At 51.2% G+C, this 15,770-nt stretch carries 15 protein-coding genes and 1 pseudogene; 11 read left to right on the top strand and 5 right to left on the bottom strand.

Going from position 1 to position 15,770, the window contains the following annotated elements:
• Positions 1-605: 605 nt before the first annotated feature.
• Positions 606-1,124: a hypothetical protein gene (locus RBB80_RS26000; RefSeq protein WP_433970101.1), complete on the top strand. Its 519-nt coding sequence runs from the start codon at positions 606-608 to the stop codon at positions 1,122-1,124.
• 151 nt (positions 1,125-1,275) lie between these two features.
• On the opposite strand, the pseudogene RBB80_RS25995 reads toward RBB80_RS26000, so the two are convergent.
• Positions 1,276-1,716: pseudogene (locus RBB80_RS25995) on the bottom strand (DNA-primase RepB domain-containing protein); the annotation flags it as partial.
• Positions 1,717-1,813: 97 nt separating this feature from the next.
• A complete protein-coding gene (locus RBB80_RS25990) occupies positions 1,814-2,155 on the bottom strand; it encodes a single-stranded DNA-binding protein (protein WP_433965173.1) in 342 nt (113 codons plus the stop codon).
• A 679-nt stretch (positions 2,156-2,834) separates the two neighbouring features.
• On the opposite strand from RBB80_RS25990, the gene RBB80_RS25985 reads away from it, so the two are divergent.
• On the top strand, positions 2,835-3,620 hold the full coding sequence (locus RBB80_RS25985; RefSeq protein WP_433965172.1) for an NYN domain-containing protein: 786 nt from the start codon (positions 2,835-2,837) through the stop codon (positions 3,618-3,620).
• Between the two features lie 229 nt (positions 3,621-3,849).
• Here the strand turns inward: RBB80_RS25985 and RBB80_RS25980 are convergent, their stop codons facing one another.
• Positions 3,850-4,737 (bottom strand): S1 family peptidase, encoded by an 888-nt coding sequence (locus RBB80_RS25980; RefSeq protein ID WP_433965171.1) that lies wholly within the window; start codon positions 4,735-4,737, stop codon positions 3,850-3,852.
• Between the two features lie 526 nt (positions 4,738-5,263).
• Here RBB80_RS25980 and RBB80_RS25975 point away from each other — a divergent pair.
• The 6 genes from RBB80_RS25975 (at position 5,264) to RBB80_RS25950 (ending at position 9,767) form a co-directional block, all read left to right on the top strand.
• A complete protein-coding gene (locus RBB80_RS25975; protein ID WP_433965170.1) occupies positions 5,264-5,872 on the top strand; it encodes a PEP-CTERM sorting domain-containing protein in 609 nt (202 codons plus the stop codon).
• A gap of 766 nt (positions 5,873-6,638) precedes the next feature.
• Complete coding sequence (locus tag RBB80_RS25970) at positions 6,639-7,472, top strand: hypothetical protein (protein ID WP_433965169.1); 834 nt, start codon at positions 6,639-6,641, stop codon at positions 7,470-7,472.
• A gap of 599 nt (positions 7,473-8,071) precedes the next feature.
• Positions 8,072-8,335, top strand: a complete 264-nt coding sequence (locus RBB80_RS25965) for a hypothetical protein (protein ID WP_433965168.1) — start codon at positions 8,072-8,074, stop codon at positions 8,333-8,335.
• Positions 8,336-8,413: 78 nt separating this feature from the next.
• A complete protein-coding gene (locus tag RBB80_RS25960) occupies positions 8,414-8,932 on the top strand; it encodes a hypothetical protein (protein WP_433965167.1) in 519 nt (172 codons plus the stop codon).
• Positions 8,933-9,317: 385 nt separating this feature from the next.
• Entirely contained in the window at positions 9,318-9,473 is a 156-nt protein-coding gene (locus RBB80_RS25955; RefSeq protein ID WP_433965166.1) for a hypothetical protein, read from the top strand.
• A gap of 3 nt (positions 9,474-9,476) precedes the next feature.
• Positions 9,477-9,767: a hypothetical protein gene (locus RBB80_RS25950; RefSeq protein WP_433965165.1), complete on the top strand. Its 291-nt coding sequence runs from the start codon at positions 9,477-9,479 to the stop codon at positions 9,765-9,767.
• A gap of 427 nt (positions 9,768-10,194) precedes the next feature.
• Here the strand turns inward: RBB80_RS25950 and RBB80_RS25945 are convergent, their stop codons facing one another.
• Positions 10,195-10,728: a PEP-CTERM sorting domain-containing protein gene (locus tag RBB80_RS25945; protein ID WP_433965164.1), complete on the bottom strand. Its 534-nt coding sequence runs from the start codon at positions 10,726-10,728 to the stop codon at positions 10,195-10,197.
• 68 nt (positions 10,729-10,796) lie between these two features.
• Here RBB80_RS25945 and RBB80_RS25940 point away from each other — a divergent pair, with 68 nt between their 5' ends.
• Both RBB80_RS25940 and RBB80_RS25935 read left to right on the top strand, forming a co-directional pair.
• Positions 10,797-11,438, top strand: coding sequence for an SOS response-associated peptidase (locus RBB80_RS25940; RefSeq protein ID WP_433965163.1), 642 nt, complete (start codon positions 10,797-10,799; stop codon positions 11,436-11,438).
• A 3-nt stretch (positions 11,439-11,441) separates the two neighbouring features.
• The gene (locus RBB80_RS25935; RefSeq protein WP_433965162.1) at positions 11,442-11,918 is read left to right on the top strand and encodes an NUDIX domain-containing protein; all 477 of its coding nucleotides are present in this window, start codon (positions 11,442-11,444) and stop codon (positions 11,916-11,918) included.
• Positions 11,919-13,521: 1,603 nt separating this feature from the next.
• Here RBB80_RS25935 and RBB80_RS25930 read toward each other — a convergent pair.
• A complete protein-coding gene (locus RBB80_RS25930) occupies positions 13,522-14,229 on the bottom strand; it encodes an exodeoxyribonuclease VII large subunit (RefSeq protein ID WP_433965161.1) in 708 nt (235 codons plus the stop codon).
• Positions 14,230-14,682: 453 nt separating this feature from the next.
• Here RBB80_RS25930 and RBB80_RS25925 point away from each other — a divergent pair, with 453 nt between their 5' ends.
• Positions 14,683-15,279 carry a hypothetical protein gene (locus tag RBB80_RS25925; RefSeq protein WP_433965160.1) on the top strand — a complete coding sequence of 199 codons (597 nt, stop codon included), beginning with the start codon at positions 14,683-14,685 and terminating at the stop codon, positions 15,277-15,279.
• Positions 15,280-15,770: the final 491 nt, after the last annotated feature.

Genomic DNA, 15,770 nt, shown 5'->3' with positions numbered 1-15,770 from the left:
ATTGGCGTCGTCACCACCGGAAGATGCAAGCCACGGAATGGCAAACAAGCCAAGACAAACCTCTCGAGCGAATCGAGGGGCACGTTCACAGGCAGTGGGCTGGATCTCGAGACAAAAATCTTCTCGGCGTCCGGTCGAGGGAGAAACTTTTTCTTGACATCCCTTTTTATAGAACTTATTGACCACCGGTCACGATAAGCGTTTCGCGGTGCGGCGTTGCGCCGGTGGCGTAGCCATGTCCGGCATTGCCGGTGAAAACCAAGCCATGGAAATGACAGAGTGTGGAAAGCATGGAAAGCCATGAAGCCGGCTTCCACCCTTCCCACACTCTTTGGAAATCCCTTCGGGATTCCCACATTCCCACGGCCTCGACGACTGGATATATGTCTTCTCGTGCCCACCCAACTGGAAGCATTGCCACCGCAAGGGGCTTGTAACGGATGTCTCAGGTCCACAGCGTAACGCATGTCCCGGTACACTCACCCCTTAGCGAGGTTTGTCTACCTTGTTGGCGCGCAGCGCAGGCAAGCCAGGGAGGGCGTTGCGGGCAGGAACAGGCCCGCTGAGGAGGGTCGCGCAGGAGGCAACACTTCCGCAGCGAGGGAGTGCTATCGTTCATCGAACGTTTCGCAGGCTGGATCGAAGAAGCCGAAAAGCAATTCACGGCCAACCAGTTCGGCACACTCCACACTCAGATCTGCTTCTGGGAAGTGCGTCAATATGAAGAGCTGTGCAATGCCTTTGGCAGACACCTACTAAATATTCTGGACTTGCAGGAGCGTTATCAGCGAGCTCTTGCGTGGATTTTTCCTCCGGACGAGTTGTTGGAAAAATCAGACCATATCTGCCCCAACATTGTTTTCATCCGTGACATTGTGGCCGGATCAGTGCGATTGCCACAACTCTTTGCGACAACGCTTCTCGGTACGGCGGAGAACTACCATTATCAATGGATGACGCCACGAACAATAGATAACTACTACCTTGAGCCACTGAGCAATTCGATTCCTCGCGAGCGTATCTTTGAGATTTGGAAAACCACCACCGGTATGGGGGCCGCCGGGGACCGGCAAGACGGATATGAGCGCCCTTTCGAAGTACAGAATCGCGAAGCAGCAGCGTAGACTCATCCGTTATTCTTTCGAGCCGAAAGTCGTCTGGTTGCCAGGGGTGTGCGTCGCCGTATTCGACTGCGACAGTGTGGAGAGGAGAATACTTCCGATTGAGAAAGCCGGGGATACGAAGCACCCGGTTGCAGTCGGTGCAGGCAGGATCACCGCCGAAGCCAATGGCGAGCCGCTTGAGAGCAGCTTCCTGCTGCTCGAAGTCGAAGCCTTCTACGCGCCAGAAGACCTGGTATTTGCCGGGCGAAGTGGAGAGGATGGCGGACGCCTGAGGCACCGCATCCGAAGCCCGTAGCGCGGCGAGCCGGGTGTCTCCATCTTTGTCTATGTCAAGGTAGAGATGGCGGACCGAAGCGATAGATTCCTTGGTGCGTTTCCGACTGCCGGAGCGAAGTGGATTGGCAGCGACATAGATGTTCGCGCCCGTCTGGTTTTCATGGGCTAGCCAGCCGAGGTAACGAGGCGCCAGGGCCTGCTCTAGCGTGACCACACGCTGCTGCGTTTTTGCTGGGATCTCCTTGCGAAGCAGGAGAGCGATTGTCGAGCCCGGAGCGAAGCAACGAGCGAGAAAGTCTCTGGCAGTTTCATCCATCGATTGGCCTCCTGTCTTTGGGGGTGTGGGAGCGTGATCACAAGCAACAGCCGAAGAAGTCCGGCTCAATGCCGGACTTTCCGGGGCAAGAAGAGGCTCATGCTGCCTCTTCCTCCGGAGCATCTTCGGTGTCTTCCGCCGCTGCCTTGGCTGCGCGATCCAGCTTGAGAATCGAGTCCACACGGATCTCAGTAATGGTCTGCTCCGAGTTGGTCTTTGTGCTCTCGTACTTGCGGCTGCGAATCTCGCCTTCGACGAGCACGTGCGCACCCTTCTGTAGCTTGGCGGCAAACTCTCCGAGCTTGCCGAAGACAACGCAACGGTGCCATTCGGTGTGCTCGATGTACTTGCCGTCCTTCTTGTAGGAGCTCTTGGTTGCGAGCGAAAGAGTGGTGAGGCTGGCTCCTTTCCGAGGTGGCTTGGAAGACAACGAAGGCATAAATCAATCCCGCAAGGATCAACCCGACGAAGAACACAACGATCAGCGGGAAAAACCACCGGGGACGGCGAACTCGGGCTCTGCTGAGAATTGCCAGCCACCAAAACGAATCGCTCATCATGCACCTCCACCACCGCAAACGAGTACATGCAGGAGCTTCCTGAGAGTGTGCAGCAGATGGTAGGAACGGTCTACGCGATGCTCACGTCGACGGCAACAAAGCAGCAGCAGGCAGGGTAGGTTTGAGCCGGTATAACCGGCGCAGTTGATGCCAGCCGGTAAAGTTTGGCATCAAATGGCATCAAGTCTCTCACGCCAATGCCGCTAAGTTGTTGATTTTATGGTGGGCACAGCAGGATTCGAACCTACGACTTCCACCGTGTGAAGGCTCAATCTAATCGTAACTTATTGATTCTAGGAGCACCGATGGCTCGGTTGAGCGTCCTAAGTCATCCTTAGTCAAACACATCGTACCGTTGCGTACCGTCGACTTCATCCGAAGACCGGACCCAGCTGTGGTGATCGCAGTAGCGACGAGAGCGATTTTGAAAGACCTGAGGCTGAAGGGTTTGGCTTGGAGGGTCCGAGAAGCGCAGAAACGTCTACGGACACGGGGTTTGAGTTAGGGTAATGACATTTTTGAGGGATGAACTTTTTGAAAGTGAAGAGGAACTCGCTAATGCTACCTGCCGATGATGACGATGATGACGGTGTGACCATCTATTGCGCCGAGCAGCAAAAGATGGTATTGTTTTTATACATACCTGGCCCACCTGACTTGCCCGCAAGGGCCTCGGGTGGGCGTACTTATTTTATGAGCACGACCCTGCCTCTGGTTCCATCTACCCTTACGCCTCCTCCGAAGAGAACGATGGTATTCATCGACGGAGCCAATCTATTCAACTCCGTGAAGCGGAGGTTTGAGTACGCCCAGAACAATTGCCACATCATTAAGCTCGCACGGGCTGTAGTTGCGATGGAGTCGGATCGTGTTCTGGTGGGGACGCGTTATTACATTGGTGTTCCAGATGTGGCGCATGATGCCAGAATGGCAGGTTGGTGGAACAAGAAACTCAGCCATGCGGGACGCACTGGAGTCACAATCTTCCGCCGCGCACTCAAGCAAAGAGACCTGAGTATAGAAGTTTCCGGTCTGGTGGCCCAAAAAGCGACCTTCTCAAAACTGATTGAGAAGGGTATCGATCTACGGCTCGGACTGGATTTGGTGAATTTCACCCTCGCCAAGGCTTTTGATGTCGCGATCATCTTTAGTCAAGATAGCGACATTTCCGAAGCTGTTGAAGATGCCAAACGACTCGCTAATTCACAGCGGAGAACGATTGAGATTGAGTCAGCCTTCCCGGTTGATGGAATATCCACGCAACACGGCATCCACCGAACGGTCTATAGAACCTTCGATAAAACCCTCTATGACCAGTGCTTAGATACGGCCAATTATTACTAAGACCTAAGTTTGGGTACCAATATACCTGACTGACTTCAGGGAAGATTTTAATCTATGAACACCGTGACAGGGCAGGGGTGTATGATTTTTATCCTTATGAAAAAATCAATAAGAATCGTCGTGTTTTTATTTATTACGACCATTCTTATTGCGCAAGACAAACCAGCAAAACCCGTTGTTTATACAAGCCATAGCCTAGTGCTAGCAGAGGCTAATAAACCTATTTTTATCAATGGGAAGAAGTGGGATTCGGAGCAGGCTCGGCCCTTGTGGGACTCAGGTAAGAAAGTGGAACCGCATAGCCAGACCCCGGCGATTCGAACTCATGCACAATCGTTGCCAGTTGTCCCAAAATTGCATTCGTATCGTACCCGCTGATTTTTACTCCGCTGTTGGTAACGGTGGCTATTTGCTCTAGATCTCTTGTCCACATCACTGGAGATTCAGAGATTACGCCGACGGCATGATTGGAATCGTCGATTATTGGCGATCCAGAGGCCCCGGGCGTTATTGGCATCTGAACCTTCATCACTTCATATGTAGCAAATACGGGTTGATTTCCTACCGAGCCGATAGGAATCGGAGGATGCTTGAATCTTCCGCTCAAAAAACCGTCGTACAAAATGGGGTTGAAATTATCGATTCCCGGAAAACCTATGCTGATGAGGTGATCTCCGGTCTTGGTGGAAGATGCTTCGCCTAGCGGAATCCAACAGGGTGGCTTCTGGCCAGTGTGTAGAAAGGCAAGATCGTCCGCAAGCTCATCCGCATTGACGTCGACCTGAGACGCAGGAATATTTACTTTGGTGTTTCCATTAGGCGTTATGGATATTTGCTTATCGACGGCGAGGGTGAACCCTAGCTGGCCCTGTTGTATCACATAGCTTTTTACGCTAATGACGTGGGCAGCTGTGATCATATCTCCCTTCGAATTGATAAAGAACCCGGTGCCTGATCCCCGTTCAGTTTGAATCAGAGCGATACCGCAGACCAGAGATTCATAGCGACCTCTCAATTCTCCGCGTGGTGAGGATGAAACGATTTTTGGAGTTTTGCTTTGTGCTTTACACGGAGTCCAAGCAATGAAAAATAGTAGAACTACAATTCGAGCATTCATGTGTTTTACCCTGTTAATCTCCTAATCAGCCGATGATTACGGGGTGGGCCTCTGGCGAGGTGCTCACCCTTTCACTTTGTCGAACACCTTTCATATCGTAGTGTGCTAAATCCTTATTTTGGTACAGGTTGAGCTTACAGGTTTCGCCTCTTATTCGCGACAGATTTCTTTGTGGAAACCTCTTCCTGTTGCGTAGGAGCGATATATCTACCTTGACAGGTATATGTAGGTGCTGAGAGTTAGGCTCCTTGAACTTTGCCCATGCATGGGGACATCCTCTTCAAGTCTTCTTTCGAAAGTTCCCATCTGTACGTTTTGACCGCACGCCACTGTAGACATCTGGGGAAACAGTAGAGCCGCGTCGAACAAGTGAGTTCATCTTCCTTATTCACAGGAGTCTCTGCATCAACTGACAAGAACTGAGCAAAACGTCTTCCGATCTCTCACATATCTTTTGCATACAACATCCGCATAGAGTCTAGAGGAAATCCTGTGTCCAATCACTCAAGCACTTCTGGAGTTCCATATGCGCTTGCCACTTGCATTAGCGATTGCCTCTGTCCTTGGATCGTCAGTACCATCCCACGCTGACTCTCTGGTCACAATCATCGTATCAATTGTCGGTTCCGGCTCTATAGGAAATGAGACATTCACCTACAAACGTATTACGTTGGCTGATACCACCACGCTTGAAAGTTATTACGAAAATGGGGATTTTCAAGGACCCGGCTGGTCAACCGATTTTGGGTTATCTAGTTTCTCATCTTTGTATGGGGCTATTCAAGGCATCGGAACTTTCGGCACCGAGGCGTTCATAGTGAGTGATCAAGGACTTTATGACCCATACGGTCGTTTGGAAATTAGTTCAGGGCTAAGTTCCCCAGCTACTCCTGAAACTATCGGTCCGGTATTTGGTGGCGGAGCAGTGGGTGATGCCTGTTATGGATCGTCCACACCGTGTCCCGGTTACATTGAAACTTCAAAGGGTAATCTCTACATCACATCATTCGACTCCAATTCGGCAATAGGTGAAGAAATCCTCACAACCACACCCGAGCCTTCAACCTTAGCTCTATTTGGAACGGGGATGATAGGTGTTGCAGGGTTCGCGAGACGCAAGTTCATTCGGACCTAACGAGGAGGATGCCGTTGTGCAAGGCGCATTAGACCGAACCTACATCCAATAATTCATGCCAAGGAACCACTACAGAGCCCTCGAAAGGGGGCCAAATTTTTGCCAAATAATCCACAGCGTATTCGCTTTTTGTTCGCTATACTCTCATCATGAGACGCACATATAAGTTCCCTACTGAGGAAAGCCTCTCTGACAAATGCCCGTCATGCGGAAGGCTGATCCGCCCAGCAGATATCGTCCGACTGACCGTGGATTACTCACGGTGTCTTCATTGTGGTGCCGTGTACGCCACTGTAGACATCTGGGGAAAGAGTAGAGTTGCGTCGAACAAGTGAGCTTATGCCCATCGTGAAGATGTTTTTCCAGGAGACGATGATGAAAATCAACGTGTGCTTCCTTCAGGGAAACACGCTGATTGGCACACATTGGGAGTTCACTGATGCTGAGAAAGTAATTGAATTGATGGAATCGGCCAATTCTCGGTTCAAAGACATTCAGTTGGTGAGGCAAACTCTGAAGGAGCGGCGGTCAGGGTCCATTGATATTGAATTGAGTCAGGAACAGTTCGATAGGCTTAGGAGTCGTAGACAGAGAGTTCAACGAAAGAGATAACGAGGCATATCGAGTGGCAGAGAAGGTCGCCGACGCCAGTCCCGATCTGGCACACAGAACATTACCACCGTCCCCCAAAAGCTTCTTCTTGCTATAACGTAATCATCTTTCGCCGATAGAGAGTCCAGTCCCTCTTTACGAACGGAAGATGCCGATGAAGTCACACATTTTTGCACTCAGCGCCTTCGCCCTTGCACTCGCGATTCCAAACTCCCTCGCCCAAACCACCGCTCTCGAGAACAGTGCGTTCAACACCGAGCCGACGCCGATGCACGCCAACAACTCTCCAAGCGCAGCCGCTTTCGTCAGTCGTCCTCCAGTTCCCCGCGCCGCAACACAAAGCTACCACCCATTCTCGGCTATAGGATTCGCCACGCGAGTGGGCCTCGGAGGCACTGGCTTCGACGTTGCTACACCTCTTGCAATACGATTCAACCTGCGCGCCGGTGGAGACTTCTTCAACTATGCCACCACCTTCCAGGAACAGGGCGCAAACGTTGGCGTGAACTTGCACCTCCGTTCCGGCCATGCAGCCCTCGATTGGTTTCCTTTCGGTGGACACTTCAGAGTCAGTCCCCAACTAGTTTTCGGCAATAACAACCGCGTCCTCGCGACCGCCGTCATCCCCTCGGGAAGCACGGTCACGCTCAACGGCCAAGACTACATCAGCAGCTACACAGACCCGCTCCACGGCTCCGGACGTATCGACTTCAACAAAGTCTCTCCAGGTCTCAGTTTCGGGTTCGGCAACATCATCCCGCGAGACCGCAGGCGCGTCAGCTTCCCGGTCGAGCTGGGCTTCTACTATGTTGGCCAGCCTGGCCTCCAAGTGGCATTCACAGGCAGCGCCTGCGATCCGAACTACGCGCCCTCGGTGGGTTGTGAGTCCGTCAATCAGGACTCCGGCTTCCAGCAAAGCCTGGCTGCCTTTATATCTCGCAACGACAACAATCTGAGCTACGCCAGCTTTTTCCCATCTTCTCGGTAGGCTTCGCTTACCGCCTCTTTTAGCAGAATCGGGAGGGGCATCCCCGTGCCTGAAGACTCTGAGCCTTTCATGTTGCGTCAGCATGCAAACGAAGAGGTCGGCGACTATGACGATGGCTTCAAGGCTGGATTTCAAAGGTCGTCCGAATGACGACGCCAAGAGTCAGGTCTGGCAAAGAGTCTGGGCGGAGGCTTAGGAATAACGCTCCTCTTAAGTGAAGATTCCTTCTTGAACATGAAAAAGAAGTGGGGGTAAAATGTTGTCGCTTCCGGCAGGAGGCAGAGGGAGGGCAACGAGATGTTGCGGGTAAGATGTGAGTCGCTAGCGAGAATGGGGCATGAACTTCAAAAACTATATACCAACTTGCTCTTGGCAAAACCACGTGATTTAGGGCAAGCAGAGTATGAATTGACCAACATGCACAAGATGATTCGGCAACATCGTAGAAGTTGTCCACAGTGTTTGCACAACGAGCGAACCGTGGCTTTCAGTGACAAACCTCTTCGAACTTTTCCAACGGATACAGGCTGGGACCTTTCTGGATGAAATAGTGTTAGCACCTGCTTGCCAGGTTACCCTGAACCCTGTTTCGCCAGGATGTGAGCACTCCGAAGTTTGTTGACGATGCTGCTCCCACAACTCCGGAGCCTTCCCGCGATATCTCTGCCATCTTTGAGCGCATCGCAACCGCCCAACGAGAGAATCTTCAGCGGTTGAATGATGATATTGCGATACTCACCAAACACCTAAAGACAGAAGGCATATCCAAAGATGTACTCGAAGCGTTAGAGACTTCGAGTAATGAGCGGCACGCAAGCTGGCAGGCTGCGATGGAACGGATTGAGGAACGCATGCAGAAATAACTTTGGTCCGGACCAATTCGATAGACTTATAAGCGGGAGACAGCGGATTCAGAGTAAGCGGTAAGCAGAAGAGGACAGATGGAGACGAACGAATTCCTAGACAGATTAGACAGCCAACTTGAAAAGTTCCAGAGTCTTACCGGCCTCAGAACTGCCTTCTATGACAAGTTGATCGTACTCAACGGAGGGACATTAGCTATATCGTTTACGGCTGCAACGAGTTTCCACGGTCCGAACGCACAGTGGAAGCTTCTCGGTCTGTCCAATCTCTTTTCTGCATGGGAACTCCTGATCATTGCCATCGTTCTGAGCTTCATCTCGAACTACCTAACCCTTGGCGTCGTAACAAACCAAATGGCGATAATGTCGAATCGGCTGATGAATGCGTATGGCGTTGTGTGGAGCAAAACCGCGCCTGAGAAAACCATCGAATCTGAAAGGCAGAACCAACGCAGTGAGAGAGTGTTAACTGGAGCGAAGTATTCGGAAAAGATAGCGTTGTGGTTAGGGGTAATCGCACAGATGTGCACCGTCTACGCTTACATCTGTCTATTCAAATTTGCACGGATGAATCTTTACGGCATCGGGTCACGCTGATGGACCACAACAAACTACTAGCTCAATGGAACACTGACGATTTTCCAGCATGTGCTGACGGGAATGATGCTCGCGCAGGCTTAACTGATCAGTTGCGGTGAAGGGAGTTAATCGTCTAGGCACCGAAGAACCCTTAGACCGTCTGAAAGACATCAAAGCCTGTTACACGGCCCTCGTCGAACATGGAAAAGGCTGTGATTCCTGCAACGAGGTGTAACGATGACAGTTCCTCTAGATGACCGCCAAGATCCAATGCCACCGAACACTGTGACGGTAAGTGATCCGATTGTGACCGGGGTCAAGCCGGTGCCAGATGAAATCATCTGTCTAGAAAAGTAAAGAAGCTTACAGCGAAGGCGGCCTCAGTGGGGAAGCTGCGGTAGACGTGAATTCGGACACAGAACCATTCCTGTTGCGTGAGCGCACAGATGAAGAGATCGCCGACTACGATAAAGGATTTGAGTGCGGGCAAAGCGGCGGGCAGAACGACGAGACCAAGAGTGAGGCTTTGCAACGAGGTTGGACCGAGGCACAGGAGTAAACTTTGGATATGACATACCGACTCGCATTCATACGAACCACCGATGGATACCTGAAGGTTTTTGCATCTGCAAAAGGACAAGCTTCATTGACCGCGATTCATGTGAATCCTGACGTTCTCATGGCCGGTGCTCGGCTGGCGAATCTCCCAGAGCTAGAAATCGCCACTCTGAACAGCGCGGCAGAGAGGGCTTGGCTAGAGGAAGCTGTCGACGTCTGCTGCGAGGCTGTCGAGTTGAATGCTGACCAATTAAAGAGTCTTGGTTTCATTGAGGGAGGGCGACGATTGGCCTGAGGGCGACGCAAAGATTTGATCCTGCGTCCAACCTCGCGAGGATGCCTGAGATGAACTTCACAAAAGACGCAATGCTGCCTCAATCAAAAATCGGGAAGGAGCCTGTTCCGGAAGCAGAAGGAATTGAGCCCTTACCGGAGACAAAAACTAAGCGTCAACGAACATCCGAGGCATACAGTGAAGGAGGCCTTAGCGGTGAGGCTCCCGTCGAAGGGGTTGAGCCAAAAGAAGCCGATGTGAGTTTGGATACGGAACCATTCATGCTGCGTCATCATTCTGCGAAGAACTCGCAGACTACGACAACGGCTTCGAGTGTGGGCAAAGTGGCGGACAGAATGATGACACGAAGAGTTCGGCTTGGCAACGCGGATGGGCTGAGGCTCAAGAGTGAAGATCGCGAAATTATGAGGTTGAAACCTGTACCGAACTACGCAAACATTCTTCGCCGCAGTACGCCAGCCATCCCGAGGACTCCCGTCGCGAGTAGCGCAAAGCCGGAGGGTTCTGGTACGGGTGAGGTGTTGGAGACGGTCCACAAACCAGGCTCGTTGAAATTGAACGCATCTGAACCCGTCGCTAGGTTATAGGCGCTATCGAAGACGTACTGCCCTACGTTCTCCGTAAAGATGACGAGTGACGAATCATAGATGGCAAGATCCCATCCTATGATCTTGCCCGAAGCATCGGTCGAGAATCCCAGGAAGGCAGTTGAGTTTTCGTCGGAAAACAAATGAGAACCATCGCTAAAGCTGAAGGAGACGGGGGTGACTGGATCGACGTATAAGTTAGTCTCCAGTGGCGTTGCGAGGTCTACTGACCCAGAGATTTTGTCTGAAGTAGAGTAGCTTGGTCCATCTAATAAGGTGAAGTTATTCCCAGTGTAGGTATATACCGTATCCGCGACAGCTGGAAGCGGCGGGACGAGTAAGGCAGAAGATAAGAGCAAAGACTTCAAGCGCATTGGAGCCCTCCAAGTCGATTAGTCCCCTATTATGGGTGTAGTGGGACTAGGGCGTCAATGGTGCAAATATGTGCGGACGATACGAAGCAGGTCAGAAACAGAAGATCGCTGAGGCGTTCCACGTCTCGGTCACGCTTGAAGATCATTATTTCGGTGCTAACGTCGAATGCGCTCCAGGCTCAATTCAGCCTGTCATTTGTATTAAGGACGGTGAGCGACAGATAGTCGAGATGCGTTGGGGGTTCAAATTCCCAGACCGTCTCGCGTTCAATGCTCGTTCGGACAAACTCATCTCCTCGCCATTCTGGAAAGAGCGGCTGACCCAACGTTGTATCGTGCCTGCGAGTTCGATGCTGGAGTGGAAGAAGACGAGTGCAGGTCCAAAGCCGAAGTATCGCCTCTCTGTGAAAGGGCGTCAAGTAATTGGCATGGCTGGACTGTGGGGGCCGTGGAAGAATCCTAAGACGGGACAGTGGGAAGATACGTTTGCGGTCATCACCGATGATCCCAATACGAAGATGAGTGAAATACATGACAGGCAAGCAATCATCCTAGAGCCACGCGACTATGCCGAATGGCTCAATGAGAGCGAGAGGCCGCCCCTACATCTGTTGCGCATCCTTCAGGATGACGATCTGGTGATTGATCCGATTCAAGTGGAAACAGTAGACGAGAAACCAGAACCGCCGCAATTGGGACTCTTCGGTTAGCCGGTGAGCAAGACGCTGAAACGAAGTGCTGGACTTCTCATGTACCGCAAAGCCTCCGATACGTTTGAGGTCTTCCTGGTGCATCCGGGCGGTCCGTACTGGTCGAAGAAAAACGAAGGTTTCTGGACCATACCTAAAGGCGAATACGAAACTGACGAGGAGCCACTGGTTGCTGCGATCCGTGAATTTAAGGAGGAGACCGGGTTCAACGCCTTTGAACCTTTCATCGAACTTGGGTCGGTGAAGCAGAAAACAGGCAAGCTCGTTGTCGCATGGGCCTTCGAAGGAAACTGCGAACCTACGGAGCTTGTCAGCAACACCTGCGAAATTGAGTGGCCACCCAGCTCAGACAAGAAGATGTTGATCCCAGAGGTGGATCGCGGAGAATGGTTCTCAATTGATAGGGCTCGAGAATTTCTTCGCATGGAACAAATTCCTCTGCTCAATCGGCTAACGCAGCGATTGACAAGCTTGGACTAACGGCGCGCCGATTCGATCTTGGGAAACACTCTCTCTTTGGAAGTTGGGGTGCCCAAATGCCAAAATGGATTGAAGGATTGTTTCCTGCTTAAACGCAAGAAAACGCCTCTGCCCAATCCTGATTCAGAGGAAAGAGCAAAAGCGTTGCGAATAATATTCAGCTGCATGTCTTCTTAAATCAAAATAGCGTATGGCAAAGCTCTGGCATTAGTGCGAAAGTTGATCGTCACAGTACTTTGGTTTTAGTGAACGGTCCAAGAGACCTACTTCACAACAGCTTTCTTTGCTGCTCTTTTAGATTTAGCCCATCGTGCTTTCTGTGCCGCTGCTATTCGCGCTTTACCCTCGGGGCTCATTACACGCTTGGTTGGTTCGGCCGCAACCGTCTTGACAACAGACTGCGTCCCCCTAAGACGGCCGGGAGATCTCTTAGTTGCGGTTTCTGACAATATCGCTTTGACCTGTTCCAAACGTGAAATCCGTGAGTCAATTTCTTGAATAATGCTTGCTGTGTCCAATGGACACCTCCATGTTGAGATTAAGGAATCACCGAAGCGTGTTACGCATGCTCACTTCGACGCAGAGGAACCCCATCCAATGCAGAGTGTGCAAAGGATGGGGCGTTGTTGCTCCTAGCTATGATGGTAGTGATGGTAGTGATGGTAATGATGTCTGTAGTGGTGGTGAGGCTGATTGTGTCCCACTCTGACAATGACCTGTGCTGATGCTGTGGGTGCGGCTGCGGCGAAATACATTACAACTAGTACGAGTCCTAAATAGCAACTCTTCAAAACACTCATGACAATCTCCTGGTATTTCCCTGCTATGAGTGATTATGCGGTCGCGTTTGCGTTTCCGAACTTAGCTGTTCAAGACTTTAGTTGTACGCCGTTGCGCAATCCGGTTAGCCGACCGGCGATGCTGAATGGCGCGTGGGTGGCATCACGACTCATATAAACGTAATCAAGGTAGCGGAACTATACATTGATCGGACACCGCTTTGGTAAAGCCGGTTTAAGATTAGTTCTCGCCGCCCGCAATAGCGATGATCTTGATTTAGCCCGAAAGGGAAGTGAAGTACATGCCTACGCGTTGCCTCGTTCCCCTGGATGGATTCTACGAGTGGTTGCAGCGTCACTCTCTACCGGAGCCGCCACCGATTCGCCTTGCGAATCTCTGTCGCGCTCATTCTGCCGCCCCCAGGTACCGTCCCAATATAGACGTGGCGCGTGAAGAATTATTTTCCACCTTCCTTCGGTAAACCGACAAGCGATGGGATGGATGAAGAGTGGGCGGTGAACTACCGGCAAAGTCGGGATAGCGGTAAGTCGCTGGCCAGCGCATGAAAGCCCCAGCGGTCAAAGACTTTCGTTAGCGTACATAAATTTCCGTCTCGTGAGGTGTCCCTTATGTGGCACGTAACCTGTGTATCACAAGGACTAATCAGCCACTCAACTGCTTTATCAGGGGTCTGGGAGCAATGGAACAGCCAACCGACTTAAGCTGATTTCCCTGAAATACGTGCATGAGCTGGGTACGGGTGAGAATTTAAGTGTTTGTTAGATATGGATGAGTAGTCCGATGATCGCGAGAATGAGCAGGCCTAACAGGGCGAAAATGATTCGCATATTCCGTTTGGCTTTATTTGCGGCGAGATTCTCGCGCTCGGCTGAAGTTTGAGTTGAGCATCTTTATCTATCTGCAAGTCGTGCTGCTTTCCTATCGCTTCATCGAGACTTCGTTCGAGGCTTTCGCGTTTATTACGGGCTAGTAACGCCGCAGAGTATGCAGAACCTAGATCAGAAGGAGTCACGAAGCTTTCATCAGCATATTTGTCTGCGAGTGTGACGTCTGTTGCATGCCCAATTGCTGTATAAAAGGGCTTTCGCAATCCGAGCAGGAATGATATCAAGCGGCTATCGTTCCATATGGCAAAGGATGTGGACTCACCTCCGCCACGCAAAAAGCAAAGACCGTCAAAACCTTGTGCAGCCGCAAGCATGGCGCTCTGTAATCGTTCAAACGTTGCGACGGTTTGGACCGTCGGAAAATCGGCATGGGAAAACCTTCGGAAAGTGCTCTCAGCGTCTTTCAGGGCACGCTCGGTTCCGATGAATACGATGCGCTTAGGGGGACCACTCGTGACGAATCGTTCCAAAGGCAGTTTCGGTCGGTCGGATTTCGGGGTTGTAACGATATCCTTCATCGAGTCGTCCAGTATCCAATTGCCAATCTTTTCGCCGATCAGATGGAGCTCGAACCCCGAATGTTGCTGTGATCGCTTGATCTTCAATGTTCCCTGTAAGACCACGAGCTCTTTAGGAGAAAGAGGCGAAGATCCGCGGGGACACCGAAATGACATTGTGTATTCTCCATCTGTGTCTCGAAGATCGCCGTAAATTACGGTTGGATCGTTAGTGGGCCAAGGACGCAATGACCCTACGACACCTTTGACCATTACGGTTCCCTGAGGTACAGACCAACGAATTTGCTCCATGAGTGCAGCTACGCCAAGCGCCTGGAGATGTCCCGTCGAGGTCGCGATTGGGCCTGATCTATCAATCATGTAAATATCCTACAGAGGAGTGCGAAAGGGGTCTGGGAATGTTTGTGGTCGATTTCGATAAATCAATTGTCAGAGTTGGAGATTATTTCAACGTTAGGATGCTCAGGTAAACACACATATGTGACGAAACAATAAATCGGCGATTTGTGGATTTAGCCTCACCCCTTATCCGTCCGGTATACGCACGGACTGAAGCAAGTGAACACTCTCGCATGTATGCTGGTCCCCATGCAAAATTTAGCGAAGCGCAGCCTGGCGAGGCTCTACTTATTGCTTGTGATTCTCATGTTTTACTCCGTTGCCGGTGTAGCGCAAGAAGCCGCGACAGAACCAGAGTTCGTCGAGGTGTTTTTCCGACTGGATGCTGGCAAACTCGCTCCGCTTGAACGCGAGACCGCAGCCATTCAAGGAAAAGCCAGCGGCTTCATCGTCATGAACACGAAAGCCACGTCGGAGTTCTCCGGCGCTAAATCTCCGGTAAGATTTAATTCCGATCAGCCCCTTGATTTTGTGGTGCGATCCGCACTGGCCTCATCAGCGGTAGACCCGAACACACTGTATGTTCTTCGCAAGCTGAACAGCAAAAAGAAAAGTCGCGAGTTGGTTATCATGGCTGGAAAGTTCAGCCCGCTTGGAGGATCTACGACAACTGATCTGTCCCAAGGTGCTTTACCTGTGACGTTTGCTCGCTACGGAGCTTCATCCATCAAAATGACGACCGGCCCTCTACCGCCAGGAGAATACGCTGTAAGTCGGCTTTATGGTCAGACCGCGTTTTGTTTCGGTGTCGATTAGGAGAGGACAAGGCACAACCCGACATTTTCTATTTCGGCTCCTGTCCCTGCTTCGCAGCTGATGCCGTCGCCAATGAACTAGGCGTCAGCTTAGCTTATCCTAAGCAGGCTTTCTGACCGGCCTTTTTAGGGCAATTACATACTAGACACACAAGCCCGTCAGGAGGATGAGATAGACAATCTCCAATCACTCTGCAAAGAGTCATCGAATCAAGACCATTGCCGATATGAAACGCGGCTAAGCATCAGAGGAAACAACAATGACTGAATGCCAAGCAAAAGAACAGATCGAATCAAATGCTCGTTATATCTGTTGGGGATGAATCACAGCACCCAAAGAACAATCGGGCTGTCCATTCAAAGACTGCTGGATCACACACCACGAGTAGACAAGACATCAGATCACGACTAGTGTTCCAAGTCGGCCATGAACAAACTCAGTCACTTCGTTCTCATGCGCAACACACCAGCAGAACTTATCAGCAGTAGAGA

It is taken from the genome of Tunturiibacter gelidiferens (genome assembly GCF_051013345.1).
GTDB classification, from domain to species: domain Bacteria; phylum Acidobacteriota; class Terriglobia; order Terriglobales; family Acidobacteriaceae; genus Edaphobacter; species Edaphobacter gelidiferens_A.
This window is presented reverse-complemented; position numbering and strand designations above follow the sequence as displayed.